Origin of the sequence: Klebsiella huaxiensis, assembly GCF_003261575.2 — a bacterium.
In the GTDB taxonomy this organism is placed as follows: domain Bacteria; phylum Pseudomonadota; class Gammaproteobacteria; order Enterobacterales; family Enterobacteriaceae; genus Klebsiella; species Klebsiella huaxiensis.
Map to the genome: position 1 here is coordinate 1,762,738 of NZ_CP036175.1, position 26,367 is coordinate 1,789,104.

Below are 26,367 nucleotides of genomic sequence, written 5' to 3' on the forward strand. Positions count from 1 at the left end.
ATCCTCTTATTTTCCGTACTATTATTACTACGCACACTGTTGTGCGTTGTTGATGGAGAAAGTGAATGAAAACAAGGCGTAAGCATTTAACCATCGGGGAAGTTGAGCGTCTGGTTGATGCGGCAAGGCGAGGGGCAAATCCGGAGCGTGATGTCTGTTTATTGTGGATGTGTTTTAATCATGGGTGCCGAGTGAGTGAAATTCGTCACTGGAAGCTATCTGATATCGATATTCAAAGTGGGGTTATTTATATTCGGCGGCTGAAGAATGGTTTTTCAACAACCCATCCTATTTATAAACGAGAAGAGAAGATTCTCAGTGAATGGTTAAATGTGCGCAAGGATTATCCGGGGAATAACTCAGGTTGGCTTTTTTTATCACGTAATGGTCAGCCTTTATCGCGGCAGAGAATATATCAGATGATGAAGAACCTCAGTCTTGAAGCTCAACTTGAAATCAACGCCCATCCGCATATGCTGCGCCATGCGTGCGGCTTTGCGCTGGCGAATAACGGTGTGGATACGCGATTAATTCAGGACTTTCTCGGACATCGGAATATTCAACATACGGTTATTTATACTGCAAGTAATGATGCGAGGTTTAGGGAGGTTTGGTAAATGAAATAGTCATTTTGTATCAAACTGACTCCTATGCTATCTATGGTTATTAACAATGTCAATTTGTGTCTAACAATTTTTTTTATTATATTTTTCATGTCATTACATTAACCATATAATATGTCTATTTGTTAATTGAGATAAATTTGTAGTGCGTATGAATCGTATCTCGCTCCAGCTGTTAGTTTTTTATCATGTTTATTAGGGTTTATCCTTGTAAATATAAGATCAAAAATGCCTTCCCTGGCAATTTATATTCCAATTAATTGAAGTGGTCAAATTGATACAAAATGACCACTTCAAAATATTATATCCATTTCATGGGTCAATGTTTTGGTGCGTTATTAATATCAAACGTAAATAAAAGGATGCGCACGGTATTGCGCTTTTAAGTTAATGCATTGACTGCATTGAAAAGGATTAATCATGAAAAAAACATTACTTGCTGCTGTTGTTGCCGGTTGCGCGACGTTCTCTGGTGCTGCGCTGGCAGATGATGGTCAGGTGAAGTTTCTTGGCGAAATCATTGATGCCGGCTGCGACGTGGTCAACGACCTGTCTAACCCGCTGGAAGTCCAAATGGGACAGATCGCCAAGACAGCGTTTACCGGTCCCGGTTCTACTGCGGCTGAGCAAGGTTTCGATATCAAACTGGAAAACTGCCCGACTACTGTGACTAAAGCATCGGTGCTGTTCTCCGGCACTAACGTTGGCGGCGACAATGACAAACTGCAACTGACCGCAGAACCTAGTGTCGCTACAGGCGTAGCTCTGCAGCTGGTTGATGGTAGCAACAACAATACCCTGCCGTTGTTCACCCGTTCTACCAGCCTGACCATCCCGTCTACCGGCAATATCGATCTGCCATTCCGCGTTCGTTATATCCAGACTGACACTACTGTTGTTGCTGGTAAAGCTAACGGTACCGCTAACTTCACAATCAGCTACAACTGATTCTCCGTCTATTTGACCGTGCTAGCGAGCCGTAATTGGCTCGCTTTTCCAGGGAGCTGGTAGATGAAACAATACCTGAAAGTGCTGATGGCTGGATGGCTGTTGATGGGCGCTGTGGCACATGCGGGCGTTGTCACTGGCGGTACTCGCCTGATTTATCCCGGTGGCAAAAAAGAGTCTTCTCTGAGCGTAACCAACAATGACGCTACACCCTATCTTATCCAAAGCTGGGTCGAGACCGATAAAGGGACCGCCCCTTTTCTGTTAACGCCGCCTTTATTTCGCCTGGATGGTGAGCAGCAGACCCGCCTGCGAGTGATTTATAGCGGTGGATTGCCGGAAAACAAAGAAAGTATGTTCTGGATGAATATCAAAGCGATTCCATCCTCACAGGCTAAGGCTGGCGCCAACACATTACAAATCGCCATTAAAACCCGTATCAAATTAATTTATCGGCCGAAATCCGTTGCGGGAACGCCGGAAACAGTGACGGAGCAGCTTCGCTGGACGCGCAGTGGCAATACGCTGCAGGTCACTAATCCCACTGCGTTTTATATGAATTTCGCCGAGGTAAAAATCGGTGGCGCAGAAGTTAAAGAAGCCAACTGGGTGGCGCCTGGCGCGACGGCAAGCTTTGACTTACCGCGCGGTAGCATGGGCTCTTTGCGGTGGAAACTGATTAATGATTACGGCGGTATTGGCGCACAGCATAACGCTAATTTGTAAAGGCTATCGGGCCAGGGAGTTCCAGAGAGAATGAAAAATAACCATAACAAATGGCGGCTTAACCGGATAGCCGGAGCTCTGGCCGTTGCCTTGATACCGTGGTGTGATGATGCGCTGGCGCGGGATGTGTTTAACCCTGCATTATTGGAAATGGATGGCCCGCAGATGGGCGTCAGGGATTTATCGGCTTACGAACAGGCCGGAGGGCAGCAGCCGGGAACCTATCGGGTCGATATTTACCTCAACAATATCTTTATGGAGACCCGGGATGTCATCTTTCAGCAAAGCCGAGTACCGGGCGAAGCGGCACTGCAGCCCTGTCTGAAAGTTGAAGAGCTTGCCGAATGGGGCGTGCGAGTCAAGCAATTTCCTGAATTAGGTCGTAAATCGGCGGACTGCGCGGATCTGGAGGTTATACCTCAGGCAAAGGCTGATTTCCGTTTTAGCCAGCAGCGCCTGCTATTAAGCTTCCCTCAGGCGGCGGTTTCCAGCGCGGCGCGGGGCTGGGTTGACCCGAAACAGTGGGATGACGGGGTGACTGCACTTCTGTTGAACTACTCTTTAAGTGGAGCAAATAACTGGTCGCGCAAGAACGACACGCCGAACAGCGATAATCAATACGTTAACCTGCGCCCCGGTATCAATATCGGGCCGTGGCGTTTGCGCAATTACACGACCTGGAATCGCAGCAGCAGTGGAGGAGAGTCCAGTAACAGTTGGGATACGGTTTATACCTATGCTCAGCGCAATATTAATGCCCTGCAAGGGGTGATGACGCTGGGCGACAGCAGCACCGATGCTGACGTTTTTGAAGGTATTCCCTTCCGCGGGGCGATGCTGGCTTCCGATGACGATATGCTACCGGAAAGCCTGCGCGGCTATGCGCCGGTCGTCCGGGGGATTGCGCGTACGAATGCTCAGGTCATTATTCGTCAGAACGGTTATGAGATTTATCAGACCTATGTCTCTCCCGGAGCCTTTGAAATCACCGATATGTATCCAACTGGCGGATCGGGCGATTTATCGGTCACTATCAAAGAATCCGATGGCAGCGAGCAGAACCTGATAGTGCCATATGCTTCCCTGCCTGTTCTGCAGCGTGAGGGCCGCCTCAAATATAGCGTGACCTCCGGCGTATACCGAGCCTACGACAATAGCATTGATGAAACACCGCTCACACAAGCGACGGCTATTTACGGCTTGCCGTGGGGGATAACCCTTTACGGCGGCGGCCAGTTTAGCAGCAAATATCAGTCGCTGGCGTTGGGGATGGGGAAAAACCTCGGTGAGCTTGGCGCCGTATCAACGGACGTCACTCAAGCCTGGTCGAACCGCCAGGATAAAGACAAAGAGAGTGGGCAGTCCGTACGCATCCGTTACAGCAAAGATCTCCCGGGACTGGGCACCAACGTCTCTCTGGCAGGATATCGCTATGCGACCAGTGGCTACTGGGATATGCAGGAAGTGCTGGATACCTACCGGGATGACAATTATACCTCTTCAATCGAACGGCGGCGCAACCGGGGAGAAGTTACTCTGAGCCAGAGCCTGGGCGAAGAAATGGGGTCGATGTCGTTAAGCTATATCCGCGAAGATTACTGGAACACCGGGCGCACGATGGAGTCCGTCGGCGTCGGCTACAACAACAGCTGGCGCGGCATCAGTTATAGCATGAACTACAGCTATAACCGCAATACCACTGACCATAGCACCGGTAAGCGTAATGACGAAGATCACTTGTTCGCGCTGAGCATTAGCATTCCTCTGGGCGAATGGCTACCGAAGCCGGTTTATGCCAACTACTCCCTGAATAGCAGTAAAAATGGCTCTACCAGCAATAATCTGGGCCTCTCCGGCACCTTACTGGAGCGTAATAACCTGAGCTGGAGCGTACAGGAAGGCTATACCAGCCAGGGAAGAGGGGAGAGCGGCAACATCAATGCCGACTGGCGTGCGACCTATGCTGAGCTCACTGGCGGCTACAGCCATGATAAATACAGCCATCGCCTGAACTACGCCCTACGCGGCGGGGTGCTGGCGCATGAAAATGGCCTGACGTTGGGGCAGCCTTTTGGTGAAACCCTGGCTTTAGTTAAAGCGCCAGGTGCCTCAGGCGTTGGTGTCAACAACCAGACCGGCGTCAGGACCGACTGGCGAGGCTATGCCGTGGTGCCTTATACCTCGCCGTATCGTAAGAATATATTGACCCTTGACACTAGCACGATGCCAGACGATGTCGATCTTGAGCTAACCACTCAGACGGTGGTGCCAACCCGTGGGGCGGTAGTTCGCGCAAGCTATACCACCAGCGTGGGGAACCGGGTGCTGATGACGGTGCGCCGGGCGAATGGCCAGCCTGTACCTTTCGGTGCCATGGTCAGCGTACCTGGAGCTGCGGCGTCAGAGCAGGCATTTATCGTTGGCGAGGGCGGACAAGTCTACCTGACCGGTCTGGAGTCTAACGGTGTACTCAACGTGAAATGGGGCTCTGGCACGCAAGATCGCTGCCGGATCCAGTATGCGCTGCCGTCAGGTAAAACCCTCACCGGTATTATTGTAGCCCAGGGGCTATGCCGCTAATCGAAAGGATGCAGAGACAATGAAACGATTTTCATGGGGAATATTGGCAGGCCTGACGGCGTTGGTGATATCGCCGCAGGCGATGGCGGCCACCGAATGGTGTGAAACCATGACCAAAGCCCCTTTTCAGGACCATTTTTCATTTATTGAAACCTTTACTAATCCTTCGCAAAACCAGGCCGGAATGGAGTTTCCTCGCCTATATCAGTGGAATACAGGGGGAAGCTATCAGGCAAAATGTGATTGCGAAACGGTAACTGGCATACCCATATTGTATAAAACAACCATTCCTGGGCTTGTCGCGACACAAACACGTAGCGGGCTTAATTATTATAGACTTAATCAGTATTTGGAGATCGCCAGCGAGCTATATATTGCGGGAAAACTAAATCAATTTGTACCGACACCTGTTCAGGATGCAAGTAATCTGAATAATAACTCTTTTGTTTGTAATACTGGCGGTACGCTTTTTGATACAGGTTCACGGGGATATATTTCACTCTACTTTACCCGGCCATTTGTTGGTCAGGTGACAATTCCTCCGACGATAATACTTAATGTCTATGGAACAAGGAGAGCGGGGAGCTACAGCTCTATTCCGATGACGCAGATAACAATGAGCGGTTCGGTTACGGTACCGCAATCCTGTGAGATAAATACCGGTCAGCCGATTAATGTTGATTTTGGCGATATTGCCGCCAATAATTTTAAGACGGCAAACCAAATGCCGACGGGATTTACCCCGCATACGGTAAATATGACCGTGGCCTGCACCAATATTTCCGCTGGGGTCAAAATCTCCCTTTCATTCCAGGGAACACAGGATAGCCATGACAATACTGCGCTGGTGACCACCAATAGCGATATTGCGGTACGGATTGAAAATATTACCGGTGTCAAAATTCCGGTCATCTCAGGGCTTCTGCCGGTCAATCTGAATTATTCGACCCAGACTGGGAATACGACCATGAAAATCTATCCGATTAATACTACAGGCAATTTACCTGATGGCGGTGGATTTACGGCTACGGCAACCATTCAGGCAGAAATTGAATAACAGGAGAGAATAATGAAAAAGGCACTGTGGTTGGTATTGTTGCTGCCTGTTTTTTCATCCTGGGGCGGAATTCCTCTGAATGTTAAAGGTAATATTTATTATCTTCCCTGTGACGTAAGCACCGATACAAAATATCAGGAGGTTAATTTTGGTACGCTCCTGAATATTGATTTTCAATCGGCTGGTGACGTTTCAGGGTGGAAAACCTTTAGCTTAAATATAGAAAACTGCCCGGCAGGAACCACCAAAGCGACGGTGAAGTTTGATGGTGTCACCGATGGCGATGACGCTACGCATTTCGCCAATATGGCTGCCAGTGATGCGGCGCAGAATATCGCGCTGCAGATAACCAGTACCGATCATTCAATAACATATAAAAATCAGGATCAAATGACCATTGCTATTAACAGCAGTACCGGCAAGGGTGAATTCCCGCTGGCGGCTCGCTTATATTCAACCCAAGGAGGGGTAACGGTCGGGAAATTCGAATCAGTGGTGCAACTGACTTTTACCTATCAGTAATTTTATGAGTTAAATGGATGAAAAGGAATGTCGTATGCAGGATGAAACGGAATATCTTAGCGAGAAAGACGTTGAGCGTCTGGTTCTTGCTGCACATTATTGTGCTCACCCGGAAAGAAATAGCTGCATGATTCAAATGTGCTTTCTGCACGGTTGTCGAATTAATGAAATCACGGCATTAACATTGAGTGATGTCGACTTGCCCGGTAAGCGGGTCTATATTCGCCGGGCTCGCCACGGTGTATCAGGCTATCACCCTTTGCAGCCGAAAGAGGTTATTTCGTTGCAGCGCTGGCTGCTGGCTCGGGAATGTTACCCGGCCCATAGCGATCTTCTTTTTCTCTCCTCAAGGGGAAATAAGATGACCCGACAGCGTTTCTATCAAATTATTCGCGAATGCTGTGAACTAGCGAAGCTAAAGCAGAATGTTCACCCACGAATGCTACGTCATGCCTGTGGCTATGAACTGGGTAAGAAAGGCATTGATGACGATTCTATTCAGGATTACCTTGGCTATCGGAATTTAAAATCTATCCTGCGTTATAACGGTTATGTTGAAGAGTAATTTACGGGCGTAAACGCGCGGCCGTTATTCACCGCGCGACGCCCGCTTTTAGTCCACGGTATAGGCCAGAAAATCTTCCGCTAACAAAGTTGACGGAAAAATCTCCTGACATTCAGCAAGAAGGCGCTGACAGCCCTTAACATCATAGCGTGAGCTAAAATGAGTGGCGATAAGCGTACCGACGCCTGCATCGCGCGCCAGCGCGGCCGTCTGTTGACTGACTGAATGCCCGCGGCTATTGGCTTTTTCCGCCATCACCTGCTCCAGAGTGACCTCGTGGACCATGACATCCACGTCGCGTGCCAGTTCCAGCGCCTCCGGGCAGGGTGCCGTATCGCCGAAAATAGCCAGCTTTTTCCCCGGTGTCGCCGGACCAAGATAGCGGCTACCGTCAATTATCCGCCCATCTTCCAGCTCAACCGTTAATCCTTGCTTTAAACGGTGGAACAACGGACCGGAGGGGACGCCGTCAGCGATAAGCCGGGCGGCATCAAGAGCACCTGGTTTATCGTGCTGCTCGATGCGATAGCCATAACACTCAACCGGATGATTTAACGGATATGCACTAACCCGATAGCCCTGTTCATCAAACACCAAACCAGGCCCGACCTCGACGATGGTTAGCGGATAATCGGTCCAGGAACCACTAAGGCGCAGCGCGGTTTCTACGAACTCCTTAAGCCCTTTTGGCCCATACAGCGTCAGCGGCAGCGAATTACCCTGCATCGAGCGACTGCATAGCAGACCGGGAAGGCCGAACAGATGATCGCCATGTAAATGGGTGATAAAAATCTTATTCAGTTTGCCGGGGTGATAAGGGGTTTGCAGAAACTGATGCTGGGTTCCCTCCCCGCAGTCGAACAACCACATCTCAGCCGTTGTTGGCTGTTGCAAATTCAACACTATCGACGTCATATTACGCGTACGGGTGGGCACGCCAGCGGATGTCCCCAAAAATAGTAATTCCATCGTCCAGTGTCCTTAGGGCGTAAGTCAAAGATTGAGAGCCTATCCCATTAGGACTATTTCACTTGCCATTTTGGACCTGGGCAGTGCTCGAAATCCTCACGTACTACGTGTACGCTCCGGTTTCTCCGCGCTGTCCGTGCCCAAACTGGCTGCGCCAATAACGCCTACTGGGATAGGCTCTAAGTATACCAATTAAGGAACAGCAGATGATTACATGGCAGGATCTTCACCACGCCGAACTGACCGTCCCACAGCTCTATGCTGTACTCAAGTTACGCTGCGCGGTGTTCGTTGTCGAACAAACCTGCGCCTATCAGGACGTTGACGGCGACGATCTGGTGGGCGAAAACCGTCATCTTCTCGGCTGGCGCGGCGATGAACTGGTGGCCTACGCGCGTATTCTCAAGAGCGATGATGAGTTTGAGCCGGTGGTGATTGGGCGGGTCATTGTCAGCCCGGCGGTGCGCGGCGAGAAGCTAGGCTACCAACTGATGGAGCAGGCGCTGGCCAGCTGTCGTCAGCACTGGCCGCAAAAGGCTATCTATCTTGGCGCTCAGGCGCATCTGCAAAAATTTTATGCCAGCTTCGGCTTTGTGCCGGTCACCGAGGTTTATGACGAGGACGGCATCGATCATATCGGCATGGCGCGCGAAATTGCCACCCACTAACCATCGTGTTGGTTAAAGCCGCTCCCTCATCGTGGGTACTGCTATTTCATCGCAGTACCCCGTATAATGTGGGGTTTTTACTCCGTGGAGGTTTGCGTGCTGTCTGTTTCCACCGCGCTGGAAAGCCTGTCCGGCTGTCTGGCTGAAGATTTCCCGCCATCGCCCGGCACGCGAATTTTCGATATCCCCTTTGTGCTGAATGACGCTTTTGATCCTCTGTTGTGGTGCTGCCATCAGCCGCATTGGCCGCAATTCTACTGGCAGCAGCGCAACGGTGATGAAGAGCTGGCTGCGCTAGGGGCGGTAAAAACCTTTTCTTCTCTGAGCCAGGCGCACGCTTTTTTGCAGCGACAGGGGCGCGACGACCTGCGGATTTGCGGCCTTAACGCCTTTGATCCGCAGCGGGGCATGCTGATACTGCCGAGGCTGGAGTGGCATCGCCTGGGCGGTAACGCCACGCTACGTCTGGTGCTGTGCAGCGATACTTCGCTCTGTGACGATGCCCGCGCGGCGCGGGAATTCCTTCGTTTGTTAACGACGGAGCAAGCGCAAACTACGGCGATACCTTATCTGCATAGCGAACAGCATTTTCCGGCGTATCCGCAGTGGCGAGAGTTGATTATGCAGGCCACTCAGGCGATAGCGGCAGGGGAAATGGATAAAGTGGTATTGTCTCGCGCCACCGATTTGCATTTTGCCGCGCTGTTAAACGCCGGATCGATTATGGCCGCCAGTCGCCGGAGTAACCTCAATTGCTTCCATTACCTGATGGCCTTTACCTCACAGGAAGCTTTCCTGGGTTCCACGCCGGAACGACTGTGGCGGCGTCGCGGTGCGCTACTGCGTACCGAAGCGCTGGCGGGAACCGTAGCCAGCCATGAAGACGAGTGCCAGGCGCAGCGTTTAGGCGACTGGCTGATGAGTGATGATAAAAACCAGCGCGAAAATATGCTGGTGGTGGAAGATATTTGTCAGCGAATGCAGGGGGAGACTCGCGCGCTGGAGGTACTGCCGCCGCAGATCGTCCGCCTGCGTAAAGTACAGCATCTGCGGCGCTGTATTTGGGCCGCGCTGGATAAACCTGATGACGCCCGCTGCCTGCACCGGCTCCAGCCCACGGCGGCGGTTGCCGGCTTACCTCGACAGACGGCGCTGGATTTTATCACCCGCCACGAACCTTTTACCCGCGACTGGTATGCCGGTTCCGCTGGCTATCTATCGCTGGCGCAAAGTGAATTCTGCGTGTCCCTACGTTCGGCGCAAGTAGAGCAAAACAAGCTCAGATTGTACGCCGGGGCAGGAATCGTCAGCGGTTCGGACCCTGAACAAGAGTGGCTGGAAATTGACAACAAAGCGGCGGGATTGCGCTCGTTACTGCTTGCAGAAACCTAGATAAAACGATGCATATCAAAGCTCGATCACTTTGTATTATCTATACTTAGCCTCAATATTTGATACCGGACAAATTCATGTCAGTAAGCGCATTTAACCGACGCTGGGCGGCGGTGATCCTTGAAGCTTTAACGCGCCACGGCGTGCAGCATATCTGCATTGCGCCCGGCTCGCGCTCAACGCCCTTAACCCTGGCGGCGGCGGAAAACCGCGCTTTTATCCATCATACCCATTTTGACGAACGCGGTCTCGGCCATCTGGCGCTGGGCCTGGCGAAAGCCAGCGGCCAGCCGGTGGCGGTAATTGTTACGTCCGGTACCGCCACGGCCAACCTCTATCCAGCGCTGATAGAGGCCGGATTGACTGGCGAGAAACTCATTTTGCTTACAGCTGACCGGCCACCAGAGCTGATCGACTGCGGTGCCAATCAAGCCATTCGCCAGCCGGGTATGTTTGCCTCGCATCCATCGCAGACGATATCGCTGCCGCGACCGTCGCAGGATATTCCTGCCCGCTGGCTGGTCTCGACCCTCGATCAGGCGCTTGGCGCGCTGCATTCCGGCGGCGTGCATATCAACTGTCCGTTTGCCGAACCGTTGTACGGCGATATGGACGATACCGGCATCCAGTGGCAGCAGCAGCTAGGTGACTGGTGGCAGAGTGAAAAACCGTGGCTGCGCCAATCTCTGCATCTTTCAAGTGATAAGCAGCGCGACTGGTTTTTCTGGCGACAAAAACGCGGCGTGATCGTTGCCGGGCGCATGAGCGCCGAAGAAGGCAAGAAAGTGGCCGAATGGGCGAAAACGCTCGGCTGGCCGCTGATTGGCGATGTGCTCTCGCAAACCGGACAGCCGTTACCGTGCGCTGACCTGTGGCTCGGAAACGCAAAAGCGGTCAGCGAACTGGCGCAGGCGCAAATCATTGTCCAGTTGGGCAGCAGCCTGACCGGCAAACGCGTTTTGCAGTGGCAGGCGACCTGTGAGCCTGAAGAGTACTGGCTGGTGGATAACCTGCCGGGGCGGCTTGACCCGGCGCAGCATCGGGGGCGTCGTCTCGTCTGTTCCATCGATCGTTGGCTGGATCTACACCCGGCGGAGAAGCGCCAGCCGTGGGCCGTCGTGATTCCTGAGTTGGCGCGCCGGGCATGGCAGGCGGCGGTTGCCAGCAGCAAGGAATTCGGTGAGGCGCAGCTGGCGCAGCGCATTCACCGCTATCTACCGGATCAGGGCCAGCTGTTTGTCGGCAACAGCCTGGCGGTGCGCTTAATTGACGCGCTGTCGCAGCTACCGGCAGGCTACCCGGTTTACAGTAATCGCGGTGCCAGCGGAATCGACGGCCTGCTGGCGACGGCTACCGGAGTGCAGCGCGCCAGCGCTCGCCCAACGCTGGCTATTGTTGGCGATCTGTCTGCGCTCTACGATCTCAACTCGCTGGCGCTGATGCGTCAAGCTTCAGCTCCGCTGGTACTGATTGTCGTCAACAATAACGGCGGGCAGATTTTTTCTCTGCTGCCGACGCCGCAGGACCAGCGCAGCCAGTTTTATCTGATGCCGCAGAATATCCACTTCGAGCATGCGGCGGCGATGTTCAATTTGACGTACCATCGCCCGGCGGGATGGGATGAGCTGGAGAACGCGTTGGACGTTGCCTGGCGAGGGCCTGGCGCAACGCTGATTGAAATGGTGGTCAATGAAACCGACGGCGCACAAACTTTACAGCAGTTACTGGCGCAGGTGAGCCAATTATGACGCTGCACGCGGTGGCTGAACAGGGCCTGCCGGGATATCCCTGGCTGGTCTTTTTGCACGGCTTTTCCGGCGACCGCCACGAATGGCGGACGGTGGGGCAGGCGTTCAGCGCATATCCGTGTTTGTATATTGATCTACCGGGCCACGGAGGATCGGCGAATATCGAAGCAAGAGACTTTGCTGATGTCTGCCAGCTCCTTAAGAATACGCTCAATAGTTACAACATACTAAAGTACTGGCTGGTGGGGTACTCTCTTGGCGGAAGGGTAGCCATGTTTTATGCCTGCCAGCCGCGTAAAGGGCTCTGCGGGCTGGTCGTCGAAGGCGGGCATCCGGGCTTGCAGGATGACAGCCAGCGTCTGCTGCGCCTACGAAGCGATGCAGCATGGGCTGAACGCTTTTGCTCTGAGCCATTGGCGCAGGTTTTCGCCGACTGGTATCAGCAGCCGGTCTTTGCCTCTCTTGATGAGCCCCAGCGCGCGGCGCTGGTTGCGCTGCGTAGCCGTAACAACGGCGCAGCGTTAGCGGCGATGCTGCTGGCGACCTCACTTGGTCAACAGCCCGATCTCCGTGGGGCATTACGCACTCGTGATTTCCCATTTCATTACCTTTGCGGCGAAAGAGATGGCAAGTTTCGCGCCATCGCAGATGAGTTATCCGCAACCACGCACGTGATTAATCATGCTGGACACAACGCGCATCGGGAAAACCCTGCCGCGGTAGTTGCTTGTCTGGCGCAGTTTTTAGCGAGTTAACTGAAGGACACTTTATGATCTCTCTTGATGAAGCAATGCTTTACGCCCCGGTTGAATGGCAGGATTGTTCTGAAGGCTACACCGACATTCGTTATCAAAAGTCGGCGGATGGGATTGCTAAAATCACCATTAACCGCCCGCAGGTCCGCAACGCCTTTCGCCCGCTGACCGTCAAAGAGATGATTCAGGCGCTGGCGGATGCCCGCTATGACGACAATATCGGCGTTATCGTCCTGACCGGCGAAGGCGACAAGGCGTTCTGTGCCGGTGGCGATCAGAAAGTTCGCGGCGACTACGGCGGATACCAGGATGACTCCGGCGTTCACCACCTCAACGTGCTCGATTTCCAGCGTCAAATTCGCACCTGTCCGAAACCGGTGGTGGCGATGGTCGCGGGCTACTCCATCGGCGGCGGCCACGTACTGCATATGATGTGCGATCTGACCATCGCGGCGGAAAACGCCATCTTCGGCCAGACCGGCCCGAAAGTCGGTTCCTTCGACGGCGGCTGGGGCGCATCCTATATGGCGCGCATCGTTGGGCAGAAAAAAGCTCGCGAAATCTGGTTCCTGTGCCGTCAATACGACGCGAAAGCCGCGCTGGATATGGGCCTGGTCAACACCGTGGTTCCGCTGGCGGACCTGGAAAAAGAGACCGTGCGCTGGTGTCGTGAAATGCTGCAAAACAGCCCGATGGCGCTGCGCTGCCTGAAGGCGGCGCTGAACGCTGACTGCGACGGTCAGGCGGGGCTGCAGGAGCTGGCGGGCAATGCCACTATGCTGTTCTATATGACCGAAGAGGGTCAGGAAGGGCGCAACGCGTTCAACCAGAAGCGTCAGCCGGACTTCAGCAAATTTAAACGGAATCCATAATGCGACAGGCGCAAGTTTACCGCTGGCAGCTACCGATGGACGCGGGGGTGGTGCTGCGTGAACGGCGGTTAAAAAACCGCGATGGCTTGCTCCTGTGCTTGCGCGACGGCGAGCGCGAAGGTTGGGGAGAAATATCTCCCCTGCCGGGATTCAGCCTTGAGACGCTGGACGAAGCGCAGGCGGCGCTGCTTGCCTGGGCGCAAGCCTGGCGCGATGGTGAAGACGCCGCGCTGCCGACGCTGCCTTCAGCGGCTTTCGGCGTGAGCTGCGCGCTGGCGGAACTGGATGACGATCTGCCGCAGGCGGCGGACTATCGTGCGGCACCGCTCTGTTCCGGCGACCCGGACGAGCTGTTTGCGAAGCTTTCGCTGATGCCTGGCGAGAAAGTCGCGAAGGTCAAAGTTGGCCTGTATGAGGCGGTGCGCGATGGCATGGTAGTGAACCTGCTGCTGGAAGCGATCCCTGATTTGACATTGCGTCTTGACGCCAACCGTGCCTGGACGCCGCTGAAAGCCCAGCAGTTCGCCAAATACGTCGATCCGCAATATCGTGAGCGTATCGCCTTCCTTGAGGAACCCTGCAAAACTCGCGACGACTCGCGTGCTTTTGCACAGGAAACGGGTATCGCAATTGCCTGGGATGAGAGCCTGCGCGAGGCGGATTTTGAGTTTGCCGCCGAGCCGGGTTTGCGGGCCGTGGTGATTAAACCGACGTTAACGGGCAGCCTGAAAAAGGTGCAGCAGCAGGTGGCAACCGCTCATGCTCTGGGGCTGACGGCGGTCATCAGCTCATCCATTGAGTCGAGTTTTGGCCTGACGCAGCTGGCGCGGATAGCCGCCTGGCTGACGCCGGATACCATTCCCGGTCTCGATACCCTGAGCCTGATGCGTGGTCAGCTGGTTCGTCGCTGGCCGGAAAGTGACCTGCCGTGCCTGACCGTTGATGAGCTGGAGCCGTTGCTGTGACATTTAGCGACTGGCCCTGGCGTCACTGGCGGCATCTGCGAGGGGAGACGCAGGCGCTGCGTTTGAATGAGCAGCGGCTGAGCTGGCGAGCACTGTGCGTACAAATTGACGGGCTGGCGGCAGGGTTTCACGCCCAGGGCGTCAGCGAAGGCGATGGCGTCGTGCTGCGGAGCTATAACCAGCCCGATGCGTTGCTGGCATGGCTGGCGCTCCTGCAATGTGGCGCGCGCGTCCTGCCGCTGAACCCGCAACTGCCTGCCCCCCTGTTAGCAGAACTGCTGCCGTCGCTGGGTCTGAGTCATGCGTTGATACTGAACGGCGACGATCTGCCGCTAAAGCTCAATCTATTGGCTTTGCAGCCAGGGGCTGGCGAGCATGCGTTTGCCTGGCAAGAAGAACGTATCGCGTCCATGACCTTAACTTCAGGGTCGACGGGGCTGCCGAAAGCGGCAGTTCATACTTTTCGCGCCCACCTCGCCAGTGCCGAAGGCGTGCTGGCGATGATCCCGCTTGCGCCGGAAGATGACTGGTTGCTGTCGCTGCCGTTGTTTCACGTTTCCGGCCAGGGCATTCTCTGGCGCTGGCTGCATGCGGGCGCTGTCCTGACGGTGCGTGACAAACAGCCGCTGGAGCAGGCATTGCAGGGCTGTACTCATGCCTCGCTGGTGCCGACCCAGCTCTGGCGTCTACTTAACGGTGATGCTGAAGTGTCGTTAAAAGCGGTACTGCTGGGCGGCGCGGCTATCCCGGTTGCGCTCACCGAACAGGCCCGTCAGAACGGTATTCGCTGCTGGTGCGGCTATGGACTGACCGAGTTTGCTTCCACGGTATGCGCCAAAGAGGCCGACGGCCTGGCTGATGTCGGGCAGCCGCTGCCGGGACGCGAATTATGCATTGTTGATGGCGAAGTCTGGCTGCGGGCCGACAGCATGGCTGAAGGCTACTGGCGCGATGGGCAAATGGTTCCGCTGGTTAATGAGCACGGCTGGTTTGCCACTCGCGATCGCGGTAGGTTTGATAACGGCAAACTGACCATTTTCGGAAGAATGGATAATCTCTTTTTCAGCGGCGGGGAGGGCATTCAACCGGAAGAGGTGGAACGGGTCATTGGCGCTCATCCGCAGATTCAGCAGGTCTTTATTGTACCGCTTGATGATGTAGAGTTTGGCCAGCGGCCGGTGGCGGTGGTGGAGTGCAGCGAACACTGCGCCCCGGCAACCTTAGCAAGCTGGTGCGCTGATAAGCTGGCGCGTTTCCAGCAGCCGGTACGCTGGTTACCACTGCCCGAAACGCTAAAAACCGGCGGCATTAAAATTTCCCGCCGGGCGCTGCGTGACTGGGTAAACCAGCAGGCGAAACCGTAGTTCAGGAGCGCTGGACGTCGAGTAGCTGCTTTGTATGCCAGCGGCCCAGTAGCAAAACGGTAGTCAGTGCGCCAAGCAGGGCGCAGAACATATCCGATTGGGTATCCCAGGGATCGCCCTGGGTGCCAAGAAACTCATCCGCGCCTTGCCCCAGCGCCAGCGCTGCCCACCATTCAATCAGCTCATAGACGGCGCTGATCGCCAGCGCAATACAGCAGACCACGAAGGCGAGCATTTTGCGTCCGTGAACGTAGCCGCCGCGCAGCAAAATCTCCCTCGCCGCCAGCGCCGGGACCAGTCCCTGGAAAAAGTGTCCCAGCTTGTCGTAGGGGTTACGGCTCAGGTCAAGCCAGGCCTGAACATCAAAACCAATAGGCACTTTGGCATAAGTGTACATCCCGCCAACCATTAAAATAATGGCGTGGAAGAAGATCAGAATGTAGAGCAGCGGCGTTAGCGGATAGCGTGAGTGCGTCGCCAGCAGCAAAGGAACGAGGATGATAACCGGCGTAACTTCCATCAGCCAGGTGAGCTTATCTCCCGCGCTGATGCCGGTATAAATAAGAATCAGCAGAAGTGCCAGGGCCGCGAATTTGATTAACGAGCCGGAAACTGTGGTAGTCATAATATATCGCCAGAAGTTTAAAGACGTTACTATCAGATGGATACCGGGAAAATACAATATTGAACGTTAGCGGCACGGTTCTCCTGAGTTGTCTTCCGGGAAGGGACACAGCTTTTAGCTCTGAACAAGGAACATGGTTATAGCCAGAACCGGTGTTACAAAAAGAGAGTTGTGACTAACTGACAGGGACGCACGGTAATGAAAAACAAGTTCCGTATTCTCGCCTTTTTCTGCGTTTTGCTGGCGCAGCCTTTCAACGCCTGGAGCGTTGACGACCCTTTTTCCGGCCATATTCGCGAGGACGATCATCACTGGCGCGGGCAGAAAATTTGGCCGCAGGTGATTTACCGTTTTGACGCCTGGCGTTATATCGTGCTCGACAGAGGTAAGCTGGGACGACACGGGCGGGCACCGCGCTATTGTTCGGGAGTGATGTGGTATCTGGATACGCAACGGGATATTGTCTCGCGGATTGGCGATCTAAAGCCAAACGAATGGACGACCCCAGAGACGGAGCGTTCAGGCAGCGTGCCTTACGGGCAGGTCGCACCGGCATCGTTTCGCTATTTCCACGCGGCGCAGCAGTATGTCGTGGTGCCCAGAACCGGCTTGCCGCAAAAAATGGCCGACGGGCAGTTCCATTTTCGCCTGTATGGTTTCAACGTTTCAGTCGACCACGGTAAAACCTGGATGTTTACCCCTATTCGCCTGCCGCGATTAGCGGATGAACGCCCGCAGGAGGAGATGGCGATGACGGTGGTCAATAACCAGATCTATCTGCAGTTAAAAGAGGGGTATCTTGTCAGTTCAGACCTGTCTCGCGGCAGCAACTGGTCTTTTTACGATAATCAGCGCCAGAATAACTTGCTGCAGATCGATGAGTATCCCGGATGGGATGCGATGCGCTGTAGCGCGACCGCCCAGCTCAGCGGGCAGGAACGGCGCGAGTGGGACGATGCGCGCGCCAGAGTGCTAACCGCGGTGAACCCGTAGCCCCGGCCAGCAGCGCGGCCGGGGGGGGGAACGGAAGCCGCGATACACGCTGTTTCCCGGAGGCGATGCTGCGCATCTGTCCGGGCTACCAGACCGCAGACGTCACGGACCCGTAGCCCGGTCAGCGAAGCGCCACCGGGAAGATAGTGGATGCTGCAATGGCGTGCCTCGAGGCGCATTCTGTCAGCTTCCCGGAAGATCTCCTTTCGTCATCAACTGGCGCTTGCGCCAGTACTTCGCTAGTGGCGGAACCACGATAACCAGTACCGCCAGCAACAGCAGCGTTTTAGTCACCCCGCTTTGCCACAGAATCGCCATGTTGCCGTTGCTAATCGACAGCGCACGGCGAAGGTTCTGCTCCAGCATTTCCCCTAATACGAAACCTAAAATCAGTGGTGACATTGGAAAGTGCATTTTGCGCAGGATGTAGCCGAGTATGCCCAATCCAACCATCAGCAGCAGGTCGAAGGTGGTGCTGTGTACGGCGTAGACGCCAACCGCCGATACGGCGGCAATCGCCGGAACCAGAAACCACAGCGGAATGGTGAGCATGCGGGTAAAGAGGCCGATTAGCGGAATGTTCATAATCAGCAGCATCACGTTGGCGATCAGCAGCGCGGCGATCAGGCCCCAAACAATGTCCGGTTGCTCGGTAAACATCGCCGGTCCTGGGGTGATATTATATAAGGTCAGCGCGCCCATCATCACCGCAGTGGTCCCGGAACCAGGAACGCCGAGCGTGAGCATTGGAATAAACGATCCGCAGGCGGAGGCGTTATTCGCCGCTTCCGGTGCTGCCACGCCGCGAATATCGCCCTTGCCGAACGTATCGCTGTTGCCGCTGAGCTTTTTCTCGGTCATATAGGTGATGGCGCTGGCAATGGTTGCCCCCGCGCCCGGCAGGATCCCGACAAAGAAACCGACAACCGATGAGCGCAGCGTTGCCCCCATGCATTGACCCGCTTCTTTAGCGTTAAACAGCATGCGTCCGGTTTTCCGGACCAGTTTCTGCCCGCCGCTGGTGCTCTCCAGCATCAGCAAGATTTCCGAGACCGAAAAAAGACCAATCACTACCACGATAAACTGCACGCCATCGGAAAGATGAACGCTGTCGAAGGTGAAGCGGTAGACGCCAGTGTTGGCATCAACGCCCACCGTCGCCAGCCCTAAACCGATTAACGCGGCGAGGAACGACTTCAGCGGATTCTGCGCCATCATGCTGCCGAGGCAGGCGATGGCAAAAACCATCAGCGCGAAATATTCAGCCGGGCCGAACGCCAGCGACCACTGGGCCAACAGCGGGGCAAATAAAATCATACCGATGGTAGCAATCATTGATCCGACAAAGGAGCTAACGGCAGAGATAGATAGCGCCACGCCGCCGCGCCCCTGCTGCGCCATGGGATAACCGTCGATGGCGGTCATAATGGCGGCGGCATCGCCGGGCACGTTAAGCAGAATCGATGAAATGCGTCCGCCATATTCACAGCCAATATAGACCGTCGCTAGCAGAATAAGCGCCGACTCCGCAGGCAGGTGCAGGGCAAAAGCCAGCGGCAGTAAAATCGCTACGCCGTTAATTGGCCCCAGGCCCGGCAGCAGGCCGACAATGGTGCCCACAAAGCAGCCGATCAGCGCAATCATCAGGTTGCCTGGCGTCATGGCGACGGCAAAGCCCTGCGACAGATAAATCCAGATATCCATAAATTTCTCCGTTAACTCAACCAGACGCCGAGCGGCAGGGTGACATCAAGCAGGGCGTCAAAGACGTACCACAGCGTGATGCCCATGATGATGCCAGCAACGCCGGCCGCGGGCAGGGTCGCGCCAAACAGCAGGCCGAAAACGGCGGTCAGCAGCGCGGTTGACAGGGGGAACCCCAGCCACTCAAAGCCCCACGCATACACCACCAGTGCCACCACCATCGTCAATAGACGTTGTAAAACCAGACGCCCCGGCCATGTGATGACATCGGGCCGACGCAGGAGCAGCAGCACAGAACACAGCAGCATCAGGCCGATAATACCCACCGGGAAAGGGCGGGGGCCGACGGGTTCATAGGCGTACTCGCTGTGAATTTGCCAGGCGATAAACATTCCGCCCACGCAGAGCAGCAGCCATACTCCGGCAAAAATACGATCGCTCATCGCAACCTCCATTGATTATTTGGCCAGGCCAAAGGCTTTCGCCTGTTGGCGATAGTCTTCCACCTGTTTTTTGACGTAAGCGCCGAGCTCCTTGCCATTCACGTTGAACTCAAACAGGCCCCGGAGTTCGCGCTGCTTTTTAAACGCATCGGTCTGCTGCAATTTGCTGAACTCGTCCACCCACCACTGATAGTCGGCATCGCTGACTTTCGGGCCAACGAAGAAGCCGCGAATAATTGGCCAGACCAGATCGTAACCTTGCTCTTTGGCAGTGGGTACGTTGGCGAGCGCGCCTGGCAATCTTTCGCTGGAGAAGACCGCCAGCACGCGAATTTTATTGCCCTGGAGATAAGGCACCATTTCACTCAGATCGCCGGAGACCGCCTGCACATGATTGCCGAGCAGCGCGGTGACCGGCTCGCCGCCGCCTTCAAACGCCACGTAGCGCATGTTGTGTGGGTCGACGTTGGCTTTTTGCGCCAGCAGCGCCGCTTTCATCCAGTCCTGGCTGCCGATGGACGCGCCAGCACCGATGACAATGCTGGCGGGATTTTTTTCCATCGCCGCCATAAACGATGCCAGGTCTTTCCACGGGGAGTCAGTGCGCACGGCGATCATGCCGTAATCGGTGCCGACGCTGGCCAGCCAGCGGACATCATCGACGCCATAGCGACCAAACTTTCCCTGTGCCAGGTTGAGCAACGAGCCGCCGGAGAAGGCGACCACGGTACCAGGCTCGCCAGGGCGCTGGGCAACAATGGCGTTGTAGGCCACCGCGCCGACGCCGCCGGGCATATAAGTGACGCGCATTGGTTTTTGGATAGCGCCAGTTTCCATCAGACTGACCTGAATCAGCTTGCAGGTGAGATCGAAGCCGCCGCCGGGCTTGGCTGGGGCAATGCATTCGGTTCGGGATGGGACCTCAGCGGCCCAAGCAGAGGCGGTACAAAGGCATAATGCGATGGCACTAACGTGGCGAAGGAATGGGATATTCATAGGCTTCCTCAGTCAGATACAGAGACGTTTTTTTTGATTATGTGAACCGACATGTAGTTATTCAGTTGCGTGATTGTTAAAACAACTACCTTTCATTTCCCTTTCAATGCGCCAGCAACTTTACAGGATGTGATATGCGTCTCTTATTGGCTGAAGATAACCGTGAGCTGGCTCACTGGCTGGAAAAAGCGCTGGTACAGAGTGGATTTGCCGTGGACTGCGTACTTGACGGACGGGCGGCTGACCATCTGCTGCAAAGCGAAAAATATGCGCTGGCGGTGCTGGATATTGGTATGCCGGGGTTCGATGGGCTGGAAGTGGTGCAGCGTCTGCGAAAACGTGGACAGACGCTTCCCGTTTTGCTGCTGACCGCCCGCAGCGCGGTGGCGGATCGGGTAAAAGGACTGAACGTGGGAGCCGATGACTATTTGCCGAAACCTTTTGAGCTTGAAGAACTGGATGCCAGGCTGCGGGCGCTGCTGCGGCGTAGCGAGGGGCAAGTGCACGAGATCCAGCAGATCGGCGAACTGGAATATCGTGATGAAGGCTATTTTTTGCTGCGTGGGCAGATGCTGTCGCTGACCCCGCGTGAACTGGCTTTGCTGACGGTGCTGATGTTTCGCCGCACGCGCCCGGTATCACGCCAGCAGCTTTTCGAGCAGGTTTTCAGCCTGAGCGACGACGTTAGCCCGGAAAGTATCGAGTTGTATATTCATCGTTTACGGAAAAAGCTTCAGGAGAGCAACGTGCGGATCACAACGCTGCGTGGTCTGGGTTACGTACTGGAGCTTGCTGATGAGGTGGGGTAAACCGCAATCGTTATTTGCTCAACTGCTGCTGTTTCTCGGCCTGCCGCTGGTTTTACTGTGGGGGCTTTCGGCCTTCAATAGCTACGTCAGTGCGCTACAGGCGGCGACGCAGGCGTACGATCGTACGCTGCTCTCATCTGCGCGAACCGTAGCTGAACGCCTGGTGGTGCGCCACGGTAAGCTTGAGGTGAATGTGCCGTGGGTGGTGCTGGATAGCTTTGAACTGAATATGAACGATCGGCTGTATTATAAGGTTCTTGACCCTGAGGGGCAGGTGATTTCCGGGTTTGATGATCTTCCGGCGATGCCGCCATCGACCTCTCGCACCGCTCTCTATCCCGCGCTGGCGTGGTTTTATCATACCGAGTATCGCGGGCAGGCCATTCGCGTAGCGCGTCTGCTACAGCCGGTTAATGAGGCGGGAATTGTCGGGATGGCGGAAATCTATATCGCTGAAACGCTGCAATCACGGCGTTGGCTGGCGGGACAGCTTCTATTCTCGTCGTGGATATCGCAGGGGCTGTTGGTGCTATTGACCTTGCTGCTCACCGGTTGGCTGCTGCGCCGCGTTCTGCGGCCAATGCGTCGGCTTTCGGCGCTGATGGTGCGCCGCGAACCCGGTCTGCTGACGCCGTTACCGGAGCTGCTGCCGTGGTCGGAAACCCGTTTGCTAATTGTCGCTTTTAATCGCTATATCGACCGTCTCCGGGTGATGATTGCCCGCCAGGAGCGCTTTAGCGCCGACGCTTCTCATCAACTTAAAACCCCGCTGGCGGTGCTGAAAACCCAGGCGTCGGTGGCGCTGGGCAGTGATGATCCTAAACTTTGGCGGGAGAGCCTGACGGCGATGAGTAACACTCTGGACGGTACGATTCTATTAACAGAGCGCTTGTTGCAACTGGCGACCATCAAAAGTAAAGAGCAGGGGGAACATGCCTTCCCGTCGGTCGATCTTCATGAGATTGTTCAGAACAGCTGTTTTTCCCGACTTGTGCAGGCGCGGAGTAAAGCTATCGATCTTGGTTATGAGGGCGAACCATCGGCGGTGATGATAGCCGGAGATTACGTGCTGTTGAGCGAGCTGTGTGCGAATCTGCTGGATAACGCAATTCGCTATACGCCTCCGGGAGGGACAGTCACGCTAAGCCTGCATTACGATGGGAACGTGGTACTGCTGGACGTTGAGGATAGCGGGCCGGGGATTGACAATACGCAGATTCAGCAGGCGCTGATGCCGTTTCATCGCCTGGAAAACGTCGGTGATAACCCCGGCGTGGGGCTTGGACTCGCGCTAGTCAGCGATATTGCGCGCCTGCACCGCAGCCATCCGCAGCTGCTGCGCAGCGAAACGTTGGGCGGGCTGAAGGTCAGGCTGCGCTTCTTGAGCATTCGTTTAGAGTAAGCCTTTCAGACTCAGCGTCTTACGGGTCGCTACGTTCAAATCATAATGGGGAAGATCTTCCGGCTTCACCCACGCATAATCCTGAAACTCTTCGTTGATCGTCACTTCGCGGTTGGCGCTAACGCAATCGAAAATCAGGTAGATCATATAAATTTCTTCCAGGCGGCCATCAGCATAGGTTTTAACCCGGATATCGTCGCTAAAGGTCCATGGCGTAATTTTGGTTAGCTGTAGTTTTTCGCCCAGCTCTTCGCGAACCTCTCGTCGCAGAGCCTCTTCGATACGTTCGCCAGGTTCCACGCCGCCGCCGGAGAGCGCCCACTGGCCGGGAAATACGCCGCGGTCGTCAGCCATTTTGCACAGCAGGTAGTGACCTTCATTTTGAATAAGCGGGCAGACGATAGTCCTTTGACGCATGGTTTTTCCTTAATGATGACGTGGGTAAACATTGAGATAGCCCAGTTTGCGAGTCGACTCGGCAAACAGCAAGCGAAAACGCGCGGCGGAAGCGAGAGGTGATAGGGTGGCCGCAAGTTTATTGATCAGAGGCCATCATGGAACCGATAGCAAGCCACTCACCGCATGATGCGGTTTTTAAACATATTTTGTCCCATCGGGCAACGGCGCGCGATTTTTTACTTATTCATTTGCCGAAGCATCTCATTGGTCATTCCCCTGCTTTTTTATCACGGCAAGACCAGCCCCTGTCCGCACTCAAGGCGTTGGCTGGACGGTTTTTCACAGCCTGAGGTGGCTGAGAGGTTATATAGCCAGAATTTTCAACTGGTGGATATTACGACGATCCCGGATGAGCAGCTCATACAGCACCGACGAGTCGCCATGCTGGAGCTGCTACAAAAACATATCCGGCAGCGGGATATGATGGACATTTCTGAGCAACTGGTCAGCATATTGTCGTTGGGATACACTAACCGTCGGCAGTTTAAAACGTTGCTGAATTATATGCTTCAGGCGGGTAACGCCGCCGATCCCGTGGCCTTTTTACGCAAATTAGCGCTAAAGGTACCGCTTAAGCCGCATAAGGAGACGCTAATGAATATTGCTCAGTTTCTGGAAGAGCGTGGCCGCAAACAGGGAGTCCTTCAGGGAATGAAGGCGGGAATAGAAAAGGGTCGTCGTAAGGGCTGGCAGGAAGGTCGGCAAGAAGGCCGGGGTGAAGGGCTGCAGGAGGCGGCAGAACGTATTGCCCGGGCGATGCTGGAGGATGGGCAGGAGCCGTCTCAGGTCGCAAAGCTGACCGGTTTGTCACTGCGGCAGCTTGATAAACTCCGCTATTAATTCTCCTTCATACCAGATTCATGCCAGAGAAAACGGCAGCCTTAGCAGCTACCGCGAAGGTTTATTTAGCCTCTTTTAACGCTTTCAATGCCGCCGCTACGCCCGCGCCGTAGTCGGGATGGACTTCGCTGAAAAGTCCAATCTGTCGTTGCTGAATAAATTCGGGGATATCCCGCATATCACCGGCTATCCGCTGAAACATACGCTGATGCTCATCTTCGCTTAATAGCTCAAACAGCTTGCGCGGCTGGCTAAAGTAGTCGCCATCTTCCCGATGATCCCAGTGAGCGGCCGCGCCTTCAAGGCTTAACGGCGGCTCGCTAAAGTCCGGCTGCTCCTGAAAGACGCCAAAGCTGTTGGGCTCGTAGGTCGCGCCGTTGCCGCTATTGCCATCTACGCGCATTGCACCGTCGCGGTGATAGTTATGGAACGGACAGCGTGGCGCATTCACCGGGATCTGATGATGATTAACCCCTAAACGATAACGCTGAGTGTCGCCATAGGAGAACAGTCGTCCTTGCAGCATACGGTCCGGAGAGAAACTTACCCCGGGCACCACGTTCGCCGGGTTCATGGCGACCTGCTCAACTTCTGCGAAGTAGTTGTCCGGGTTACGGTTTAGCTCCAGTACCCCAACTTCAATTAGCGGATAATCGCTATGCGGCCATATTTTGGTCAGGTCAAATGGGTTATAAGGGACCTGACTGGCCTCCGCTTCCGGCATTATCTGCACGTAGAAGGTCCAGCGCGGAAAATCGCCTTTTTCAATTGACTCATAGAGATCGCGCTGAGAGCTTTCGCGGTCTTCAGCCACCAGGCGTTTGGCCTCATTATCCATCAGATTGGCGATCCCCTGCTGGGATTTGAAGTGGAACTTCACCCAAAAACGCTCGTTGTCGGCATTGATAAAGCTGAACGCGTGGCTACCGAAGCCGTGCATATGACGATAAGAACGCGGGATGCCACGGTCGCTGAAATCAATCGTTAACTGATGCAGCGTTTCCGGTAGCAGGGAGAAAAAGTCCCATTTCCAGGTAGGGTTACGAAGATTAGTGCGCGGATCGCGCTTCACGACGTGATTGAGATCCGGGAATTTTAGCGGGTCGCGAAGGTAGAAAATCGGCGTGTTGTTGCCCACCAGATCCCAGTTACCCTCTTCGGTATAGAACTTAATGGAAAAGCCGCGAATATCGCGCTCGGCGTCAGCGGCGCCGCGCTCTCCGGCGACGGTCGAGAAGCGTAGAAACAGGTCGGTGGTTTTGCCAATTTCGGCGAACAGTTTTGCGCGCGTATAGCGAGTGATATCGTGGGTGACGGTTAGTTTACCGTAAGCGCCGGAACCTTTTGCGTGCATACGGCGTTCCGGGATAACTTCCCGGTCAAAGTGGGCCAGTTTTTCAAGAAACCAGACATCCTGCAGCAGCATGGGGCCGCGTGGGCCCGCGGTGGCGACATTATTGTTATCGACAACCGGCGCGCCGGATCCCGTCGTTAATCCTTTCTTGCTCATCTTTATCTCCTGACAAAGTTTTATGTAACTTATTCATTTCCCTGAAGGGACGAAATAAGCTGAGCGCTATTTGTAGAATAAATAGTCAGTGCGGGCAATCTGGCTCTGGCTATCGATTTGATATCCGCGACTGTTGGCAAATATTCGGTAGCAACTGGTTACAATCACAATGGTAAAGGTCACTTTAGCGCATTGATTCCTTAGCATTCAGCAGTACAATTTCGCGGTTTTTCGGGACTTTTAAATTCTTGTTTTCTGGATAGAGTAAAAATGAAAAAAAGCATATTTTTGGCCCTCGCTGGCATGATGTTCGTCTCGACGGCGGCAAATGCGATCAGCGTCAGCGGGCAGGCCGGTGAGCACTACACCAATCTTGGTGTTGGTTTTGGTACGGAATCTACAGGTCTGGCAGTGACCGGCAACTGGCTGCACAACGATGATGATGGTGATGCGGCAGGCCTGGGACTGGGTCTGAACATCCCTCTGGGGCCATTCCTCGCAACCGTCGGCGGCAAGGGCGTTTACACCAACCCGAAGGCTGGTGATGAAGGCTACGCGGCGGCGGTTGGCGGTGGCCTGCAGTGGAAAATCGGCGACAGCTTCCGTCTGTTTGGCGAATATTATTACTCCCCGGATTCACTCTCCAGCGGTATCGACAGCTATCAGGAAGCCAATGCTGGTGCGCGCTTTACCATTATGCGTCCTCTGAGCATTGAAGCTGGTTATCGTTACCTCAACCTTGCAGGTAAAGAAGGTAACCGCGATAACACCGTTGCGGACGGTCCTTACGTCGGTGTCAACGCCAGCTTCTGATTCCTCCCGGGCGTGGTAT

At 54.7% G+C, this 26,367-nt stretch carries 25 protein-coding genes and 1 pseudogene; 19 read left to right on the forward strand and 7 right to left on the reverse strand.

Translation table 11 applies throughout. The annotated features are described in order from the left end of the window. Positions 1-65 precede the first annotated feature (65 nt). From DA718_RS08505 to DA718_RS08535, 7 genes are all read left to right on the forward strand, one after another. Positions 66-617 (forward strand): tyrosine-type DNA invertase, encoded by a 552-nt coding sequence (locus DA718_RS08505; RefSeq protein WP_112212995.1) that lies wholly within the window; start codon positions 66-68, stop codon positions 615-617. 426 nt (positions 618-1,043) lie between these two features. After that, positions 1,044-1,571, forward strand: a complete 528-nt coding sequence (locus DA718_RS08510) for a fimbrial protein (protein WP_112212996.1) — start codon at positions 1,044-1,046, stop codon at positions 1,569-1,571. 63 nt (positions 1,572-1,634) lie between these two features. Beyond that, positions 1,635-2,297 carry a fimbrial biogenesis chaperone gene (locus DA718_RS08515; RefSeq protein ID WP_112212997.1) on the forward strand — a complete coding sequence of 221 codons (663 nt, stop codon included), beginning with the start codon at positions 1,635-1,637 and terminating at the stop codon, positions 2,295-2,297. 30 nt (positions 2,298-2,327) lie between these two features. Then, positions 2,328-4,877 carry a fimbria/pilus outer membrane usher protein gene (locus DA718_RS08520; RefSeq protein WP_112212998.1) on the forward strand — a complete coding sequence of 850 codons (2,550 nt, stop codon included), beginning with the start codon at positions 2,328-2,330 and terminating at the stop codon, positions 4,875-4,877. Between the two features lie 19 nt (positions 4,878-4,896). Beyond that, positions 4,897-5,934 carry a fimbrial protein gene (locus DA718_RS08525; RefSeq protein WP_112212999.1) on the forward strand — a complete coding sequence of 346 codons (1,038 nt, stop codon included), beginning with the start codon at positions 4,897-4,899 and terminating at the stop codon, positions 5,932-5,934. A gap of 12 nt (positions 5,935-5,946) precedes the next feature. Next, positions 5,947-6,456 (forward strand): fimbrial protein, encoded by a 510-nt coding sequence (locus DA718_RS08530; RefSeq protein ID WP_112213000.1) that lies wholly within the window; start codon positions 5,947-5,949, stop codon positions 6,454-6,456. 34 nt (positions 6,457-6,490) lie between these two features. Next, positions 6,491-7,021, forward strand: coding sequence for a tyrosine-type recombinase/integrase (locus DA718_RS08535; RefSeq protein ID WP_112213001.1), 531 nt, complete (start codon positions 6,491-6,493; stop codon positions 7,019-7,021). A 48-nt stretch (positions 7,022-7,069) separates the two neighbouring features. On the opposite strand, the gene rnz is transcribed toward DA718_RS08535, so the two are convergent. Continuing rightward, on the reverse strand, positions 7,070-7,990 hold the full coding sequence (rnz, locus tag DA718_RS08540; RefSeq protein WP_112213002.1) for a ribonuclease Z: 921 nt from the start codon (positions 7,988-7,990) through the stop codon (positions 7,070-7,072). Positions 7,991-8,196: 206 nt separating this feature from the next. On the opposite strand from rnz, the gene DA718_RS08545 reads away from it, so the two are divergent. The 7 genes from DA718_RS08545 (at position 8,197) to menE (ending at position 15,754) form a co-directional block, all read left to right on the forward strand. Next, positions 8,197-8,658 (forward strand): GNAT family N-acetyltransferase, encoded by a 462-nt coding sequence (locus DA718_RS08545; RefSeq protein ID WP_112213003.1) that lies wholly within the window; start codon positions 8,197-8,199, stop codon positions 8,656-8,658. A gap of 96 nt (positions 8,659-8,754) precedes the next feature. Next, positions 8,755-10,050 carry an isochorismate synthase MenF gene (gene menF / locus DA718_RS08550; RefSeq protein WP_112213004.1) on the forward strand — a complete coding sequence of 432 codons (1,296 nt, stop codon included), beginning with the start codon at positions 8,755-8,757 and terminating at the stop codon, positions 10,048-10,050. A 77-nt stretch (positions 10,051-10,127) separates the two neighbouring features. Continuing rightward, the gene (gene menD / locus DA718_RS08555; protein ID WP_112213005.1) at positions 10,128-11,798 is read left to right on the forward strand and encodes a 2-succinyl-5-enolpyruvyl-6-hydroxy-3-cyclohexene-1-carboxylic-acid synthase; all 1,671 of its coding nucleotides are present in this window, start codon (positions 10,128-10,130) and stop codon (positions 11,796-11,798) included. Continuing rightward, a complete protein-coding gene (gene menH, locus DA718_RS08560; protein WP_112213006.1) occupies positions 11,795-12,553 on the forward strand; it encodes a 2-succinyl-6-hydroxy-2,4-cyclohexadiene-1-carboxylate synthase in 759 nt (252 codons plus the stop codon). The genes menD and menH overlap by 4 nt, the downstream gene beginning before the upstream one ends. Before the next feature lie 14 nt (positions 12,554-12,567). After that, entirely contained in the window at positions 12,568-13,425 is an 858-nt protein-coding gene (menB, locus tag DA718_RS08565) for a 1,4-dihydroxy-2-naphthoyl-CoA synthase (protein ID WP_112213007.1), read from the forward strand. Further along, a complete protein-coding gene (menC, locus tag DA718_RS08570; protein ID WP_112213008.1) occupies positions 13,425-14,390 on the forward strand; it encodes an o-succinylbenzoate synthase in 966 nt (321 codons plus the stop codon). The genes menB and menC overlap by 1 nt, the downstream gene beginning before the upstream one ends. Next, positions 14,387-15,754, forward strand: a complete 1,368-nt coding sequence (gene menE, locus DA718_RS08575) for an o-succinylbenzoate--CoA ligase (RefSeq protein WP_112213009.1) — start codon at positions 14,387-14,389, stop codon at positions 15,752-15,754. The genes menC and menE overlap by 4 nt, the downstream gene beginning before the upstream one ends. A gap of 1 nt (position 15,755) precedes the next feature. On the opposite strand, the gene DA718_RS08580 is transcribed toward menE, so the two are convergent. Then, positions 15,756-16,379 carry a DUF2238 domain-containing protein gene (locus DA718_RS08580; RefSeq protein ID WP_112213010.1) on the reverse strand — a complete coding sequence of 208 codons (624 nt, stop codon included), beginning with the start codon at positions 16,377-16,379 and terminating at the stop codon, positions 15,756-15,758. A gap of 198 nt (positions 16,380-16,577) precedes the next feature. Here DA718_RS08580 and DA718_RS08585 point away from each other — a divergent pair, with 198 nt between their 5' ends. Then, on the forward strand, positions 16,578-17,372 hold the full coding sequence (locus DA718_RS08585; protein ID WP_112213011.1) for a T6SS immunity protein Tli3 family protein: 795 nt from the start codon (positions 16,578-16,580) through the stop codon (positions 17,370-17,372). A gap of 183 nt (positions 17,373-17,555) precedes the next feature. Here the strand turns inward: DA718_RS08585 and DA718_RS08590 are convergent, their stop codons facing one another. The 3 genes from DA718_RS08590 to DA718_RS08600 are packed head-to-tail and all read right to left on the reverse strand — an operon-like array spanning position 17,556 to position 20,515. After that, the gene (locus DA718_RS08590) at positions 17,556-19,076 is read right to left on the reverse strand and encodes a tripartite tricarboxylate transporter permease (RefSeq protein WP_112213012.1); all 1,521 of its coding nucleotides are present in this window, start codon (positions 19,074-19,076) and stop codon (positions 17,556-17,558) included. Between the two features lie 11 nt (positions 19,077-19,087). Further along, a complete protein-coding gene (locus DA718_RS08595; protein WP_112213013.1) occupies positions 19,088-19,519 on the reverse strand; it encodes a tripartite tricarboxylate transporter TctB family protein in 432 nt (143 codons plus the stop codon). Positions 19,520-19,534: 15 nt separating this feature from the next. Continuing rightward, complete coding sequence (locus tag DA718_RS08600; RefSeq protein WP_112213014.1) at positions 19,535-20,515, reverse strand: Bug family tripartite tricarboxylate transporter substrate binding protein; 981 nt, start codon at positions 20,513-20,515, stop codon at positions 19,535-19,537. Positions 20,516-20,649: 134 nt separating this feature from the next. Between DA718_RS08600 and tctD the strand changes: the two genes are divergently transcribed. After that, entirely contained in the window at positions 20,650-21,324 is a 675-nt protein-coding gene (gene tctD, locus DA718_RS08605) for a transcriptional regulator TctD (protein ID WP_112213015.1), read from the forward strand. Continuing rightward, positions 21,311-22,726 (forward strand): sensor histidine kinase, encoded by a 1,416-nt coding sequence (locus DA718_RS08610; RefSeq protein WP_112213016.1) that lies wholly within the window; start codon positions 21,311-21,313, stop codon positions 22,724-22,726. The genes tctD and DA718_RS08610 overlap by 14 nt, the downstream gene beginning before the upstream one ends. On the opposite strand, the gene nudI is transcribed toward DA718_RS08610, so the two are convergent. Continuing rightward, entirely contained in the window at positions 22,718-23,143 is a 426-nt protein-coding gene (nudI, locus tag DA718_RS08615) for a nucleoside triphosphatase NudI (protein WP_112213017.1), read from the reverse strand. The genes DA718_RS08610 and nudI overlap by 9 nt on opposite strands. A 137-nt stretch (positions 23,144-23,280) precedes the next feature. Here nudI and DA718_RS08620 point away from each other — a divergent pair. After that, positions 23,281-24,025: pseudogene (locus tag DA718_RS08620) on the forward strand (Rpn family recombination-promoting nuclease/putative transposase). Positions 24,026-24,086: 61 nt separating this feature from the next. On the opposite strand, the gene DA718_RS08625 reads toward DA718_RS08620, so the two are convergent. Beyond that, the gene (locus DA718_RS08625; RefSeq protein WP_112213018.1) at positions 24,087-25,535 is read right to left on the reverse strand and encodes a catalase; all 1,449 of its coding nucleotides are present in this window, start codon (positions 25,533-25,535) and stop codon (positions 24,087-24,089) included. Between the two features lie 270 nt (positions 25,536-25,805). Here DA718_RS08625 and DA718_RS08630 point away from each other — a divergent pair, with 270 nt between their 5' ends. Next, positions 25,806-26,348, forward strand: coding sequence for a YfaZ family outer membrane protein (locus DA718_RS08630; RefSeq protein WP_112213019.1), 543 nt, complete (start codon positions 25,806-25,808; stop codon positions 26,346-26,348). Positions 26,349-26,367: the final 19 nt, after the last annotated feature.

What these genes read in the sequence shown, in the direction of transcription:
- menB (WP_112213007.1), top strand. Translation starts at nt 12,568, where the DNA reads ATGATCTCTCTTGATGAAGCAATGCTTTACGCCCCGGTTGAATGGCAG.
- DA718_RS08510 (WP_112212996.1), top strand. Translation starts at nt 1,044, where the DNA reads ATGAAAAAAACATTACTTGCTGCTGTTGTTGCCGGTTGCGCGACGTTC.
- DA718_RS08625 (WP_112213018.1), bottom strand. Translation starts at nt 25,535, where the DNA reads ATGAGCAAGAAAGGATTAACGACGGGATCCGGCGCGCCGGTTGTCGAT.
- DA718_RS08590 (WP_112213012.1), bottom strand. Translation starts at nt 19,076, where the DNA reads ATGGATATCTGGATTTATCTGTCGCAGGGCTTTGCCGTCGCCATGACG.
- DA718_RS08545 (WP_112213003.1), top strand. Translation starts at nt 8,197, where the DNA reads ATGATTACATGGCAGGATCTTCACCACGCCGAACTGACCGTCCCACAG.
- tctD (WP_112213015.1), top strand. Translation starts at nt 20,650, where the DNA reads ATGCGTCTCTTATTGGCTGAAGATAACCGTGAGCTGGCTCACTGGCTG.
- DA718_RS08505 (WP_112212995.1), top strand. Translation starts at nt 66, where the DNA reads ATGAAAACAAGGCGTAAGCATTTAACCATCGGGGAAGTTGAGCGTCTG.
- nudI (WP_112213017.1), bottom strand. Translation starts at nt 23,143, where the DNA reads ATGCGTCAAAGGACTATCGTCTGCCCGCTTATTCAAAATGAAGGTCAC.
- DA718_RS08585 (WP_112213011.1), top strand. Translation starts at nt 16,578, where the DNA reads ATGAAAAACAAGTTCCGTATTCTCGCCTTTTTCTGCGTTTTGCTGGCG.
- menC (WP_112213008.1), top strand. Translation starts at nt 13,425, where the DNA reads ATGCGACAGGCGCAAGTTTACCGCTGGCAGCTACCGATGGACGCGGGG.
- DA718_RS08535 (WP_112213001.1), top strand. Translation starts at nt 6,491, where the DNA reads ATGCAGGATGAAACGGAATATCTTAGCGAGAAAGACGTTGAGCGTCTG.
- DA718_RS08630 (WP_112213019.1), top strand. Translation starts at nt 25,806, where the DNA reads ATGAAAAAAAGCATATTTTTGGCCCTCGCTGGCATGATGTTCGTCTCG.
- DA718_RS08600 (WP_112213014.1), bottom strand. Translation starts at nt 20,515, where the DNA reads ATGAATATCCCATTCCTTCGCCACGTTAGTGCCATCGCATTATGCCTT.
- DA718_RS08525 (WP_112212999.1), top strand. Translation starts at nt 4,897, where the DNA reads ATGAAACGATTTTCATGGGGAATATTGGCAGGCCTGACGGCGTTGGTG.
- DA718_RS08520 (WP_112212998.1), top strand. Translation starts at nt 2,328, where the DNA reads ATGAAAAATAACCATAACAAATGGCGGCTTAACCGGATAGCCGGAGCT.
- rnz (WP_112213002.1), bottom strand. Translation starts at nt 7,990, where the DNA reads ATGGAATTACTATTTTTGGGGACATCCGCTGGCGTGCCCACCCGTACG.
- DA718_RS08595 (WP_112213013.1), bottom strand. Translation starts at nt 19,519, where the DNA reads ATGAGCGATCGTATTTTTGCCGGAGTATGGCTGCTGCTCTGCGTGGGC.
- menD (WP_112213005.1), top strand. Translation starts at nt 10,128, where the DNA reads ATGTCAGTAAGCGCATTTAACCGACGCTGGGCGGCGGTGATCCTTGAA.
- DA718_RS08610 (WP_112213016.1), top strand. Translation starts at nt 21,311, where the DNA reads ATGAGGTGGGGTAAACCGCAATCGTTATTTGCTCAACTGCTGCTGTTT.
- DA718_RS08515 (WP_112212997.1), top strand. Translation starts at nt 1,635, where the DNA reads ATGAAACAATACCTGAAAGTGCTGATGGCTGGATGGCTGTTGATGGGC.
- menH (WP_112213006.1), top strand. Translation starts at nt 11,795, where the DNA reads ATGACGCTGCACGCGGTGGCTGAACAGGGCCTGCCGGGATATCCCTGG.
- DA718_RS08580 (WP_112213010.1), bottom strand. Translation starts at nt 16,379, where the DNA reads ATGACTACCACAGTTTCCGGCTCGTTAATCAAATTCGCGGCCCTGGCA.
- DA718_RS08530 (WP_112213000.1), top strand. Translation starts at nt 5,947, where the DNA reads ATGAAAAAGGCACTGTGGTTGGTATTGTTGCTGCCTGTTTTTTCATCC.